The sequence below is a fragment of the Frankia sp. AgB1.9 genome (assembly GCF_016786355.1).
Lineage (GTDB): Bacteria > Actinomycetota > Actinomycetes > Frankiales > Frankiaceae > Pseudofrankia.
This window is the reverse complement of record NZ_JADWYX010000099.1, coordinates 1-2,679: the sequence shown is the minus strand read 5'-3', so window position 1 is coordinate 2,679 and position 2,679 is coordinate 1. Positions and strand designations below refer to the sequence as shown.

The following is a 2,679-nucleotide window of genomic DNA, read 5'->3' as shown; positions in this document are numbered from 1 at the left end:
GGGGGGGGCGCCGGTCTCGGACGTTCGGCGCGGCCGGGCTGATGCCGGTAAACCCACCGGCACCGGCCCGGCCGCGTCGCGTATGACCCGACTCCGAACACTGGCAGGAGGCTCCATGACCGACCACGTGCTGACCGAGACAGCCGGCGGGGTGCTGACCGTCCGGATCAACCGGCCGGACAAGCGCAACGCGATCACGCAGGACATGTACCAGGCGCTCGGCGACGCCCTCGTCGGCGCCGAGGCCGACCCGGCCGTCCGCGTCGTCGTCTTCACCGGCAGCGGGGGCGCCTTCACCGCCGGCAACGAGCTGGCGGACATCGCCGAGCGGGACGTGCTGGAGCCGTCGGGACCCACGGCCCGTTTCATCCGGGCACTCATCGACACCTCGAAGGTCCTGGTCGCCGAGATCGACGGCGCGGCGATCGGCATCGGCACGACAATGCTGCTGCACTGCGACCTCGTCTACGCGACGGCCCGGTCGAAGTTCGGGATGCCGTTCGTCAACCTCGGGGTGGTGCCGGAGGCCGCGTCGTCGGTGCTGCTGCCGCGGGTGGCGGGACCGGGCCGGGCCGCGGGACTGCTGCTGTTCGGCGACACGTTCGGCGCGGCGGCGGCTGCCGAGGCTGGGATCGTCACCGAGGTCCTCCCGGACGCCGAGGCGCTGCGCGCGCGGGTGGCCGACCGGGTCGAGGCGCTGCTGGCCCGCCCTGCCGGGGCGCTCGCGGCCGTGCGCCGGCTGCTGCACCCCGAGGCGCTGGTCGCCGAGCTGCACACCGCCGCCGCGCTGGAAGGCGTCGTCTTCACGGCGACCTCCAAGACCCCCGACGCCCAGGCCGCGATCGCCCGCATCACCAAGCGTTAAGCCGGTGGACCCGAACCAGAAGTAGTACCCGAGTACTCCCCCTGGTACAGTTCGGCCCGTCCGGGCGCCGTTCCCGATCAGTCAGGCCACGGGTCAGGCGTTGTGGCACAGACGGTTCGCCGAGAGGCGAGACCGTCCACGACGCGGACCAGGCCGACCGATCGGGCAGCGCGCCGGGCGCCCGCTGTACCAGGGAGGGGTCGCCGTGCCGGTCGAGCGTCTGTTGCCGTCGGACGAGGCGCGTGAGCTGGTCGAGCTCGCCGCCGAGATCTGCGCCAAGGAGCTGGAGCCCCGCACGGCGCAGGACGAGGCCGAGGCCCGCTTCCCCCGCGAGGTGTTCCGGACGCTCGGGCAGGCCGGGCTGCTGAGCCTGCCCTACCCGGAACGCTTCGGCGGCGGGGAGCAGCCCTACGAGGTGTACCTGCAGGTCCTCGAGGAGATCGCCTACCGGTCGGCGTCCGTCGCCGTCGGGGTGAGCGTCCACTCGTTGTCCTGCTACCCACTGGCGACCTTCGGCACCCCGAAGCAGCAGGCCGAGCACCTGCCCCGGATGCTGGCCGGTGACCTGCTCGGCGCCTACTGCCTGTCCGAGCCGCATGCCGGTTCCGACCCGGCGGCCCTGCGCACCACCGCCACTCCCCCGTCCACGACCGGCGGCGACTACGTCCTGTCCGGCACCAAGGCCTGGGTGACCCACGGCGGCGCGGCCGACTTCTACACCGTGTTCGCCCGCACCGGCGAGGGCCGGGGCGGCATCTCCTGCTTCCTCGTAGACGCCAGCACTAGCGGCCTGATCGTCTACCCGCCCGAGCGCAAGATGGGCCTGACCGCCTCGCCCACCACCCAGATCGGGTTCGAGGACGCGCCGGTCGCAGACTCCCGCCTGGTCGGGGTGCCCGGGCAGGGTCTGCCGATCGCGCTGTCGGCGCTGGACTCCGGCCGCCTCGGGATCGCCGCCGCCGCCACCGGGCTCGCCCAGCGCGCCCTCGACGACGCCATCGCCTACGCCCGCGAGCGCGAGGCGTTCGGCCGCCCGATCATCGACCATCAGGGGCTTGGCTTCCTGCTCGCCGACATGGCCGCCGCCGTCGAGTCGGCGCGGGCGACGATGCTGACCGCGGCCCGGCTGCGCGACGCCGGCCGGCCCTTCTCCAAGGCAGCCAGCATCGCCAAGCTCGTCGCCACCGACGCCGCCATGAAGGTCACCGAGGACGCCGTCCAGGTCTTCGGCGGCGCCGGCTACACCAAGGACTATCCCGTCGAGCGCTACATGCGCGAAGCCAAGGTAATGCAGATCTTCGAGGGCACCAACCAGATCCAGCGCCTGGTGATCAGCCGGCACCTTGCGAAGGCCTGACTGACCCGCGTTTTCGCAGGTCACAGACTCGATGCATCCGTGATCACGTTCGGTGACCGCTGGCTCACTTCCGCTGGTGAACCGGCTGTTGGATGCTTCCGGCCGCTGGCCCGTGCTCCTCAGCCTCGCGGGGCGGCAGCTCGCGTACGACGTAGCCGCATCCGCGAAGCCAGAGCGCGCCGTAGATAGTGGCCTGTGCGGAACTGACACGGAATGGCGGGCTGGGGCCGGCGTGTCCGAAGTCGGATGCGCCGGCCCCAGCGGGCCTCGAACTGCCTCGGCCGCCTCAGCTGGCCGCGGAGACCGTCTTGCCGGGAACGACCTCGCCGCAGAGCGGGATGGCGTTCGGGACGGGCTTGAACGCGCTTCCCTCCAGCTTGGCGATCCACTGGCAGTTGTCGGCGCCGGCCACGATGTTCTCGCGGTCGTTGATGTCGAGCTTGTGGCTGCCGTAGAG

Annotated in this window: 2 protein-coding genes and 1 pseudogene; 2 read left to right on the top strand and 1 reads right to left on the bottom strand. The window is 72.0% G+C overall.

Going from position 1 to position 2,679, the window contains the following annotated elements:
* The first annotated feature begins 115 nt into the window (after positions 1–115).
* Both I6A60_RS30245 and I6A60_RS30240 read left to right on the top strand, forming a co-directional pair.
* Positions 116–865, top strand: a complete 750-nt coding sequence (locus I6A60_RS30245; protein ID WP_013425115.1) for an enoyl-CoA hydratase-related protein — start codon at positions 116–118, stop codon at positions 863–865.
* 205 nt (positions 866–1,070) lie between these two features.
* A complete protein-coding gene (locus I6A60_RS30240) occupies positions 1,071–2,222 on the top strand; it encodes an acyl-CoA dehydrogenase family protein (protein WP_203022671.1) in 1,152 nt (383 codons plus the stop codon).
* A 286-nt stretch (positions 2,223–2,508) separates the two neighbouring features.
* Here I6A60_RS30240 and I6A60_RS30235 read toward each other — a convergent pair.
* Positions 2,509–2,679 (bottom strand): annotated as a pseudogene (locus I6A60_RS30235) (ABC transporter substrate-binding protein); the annotation flags it as partial.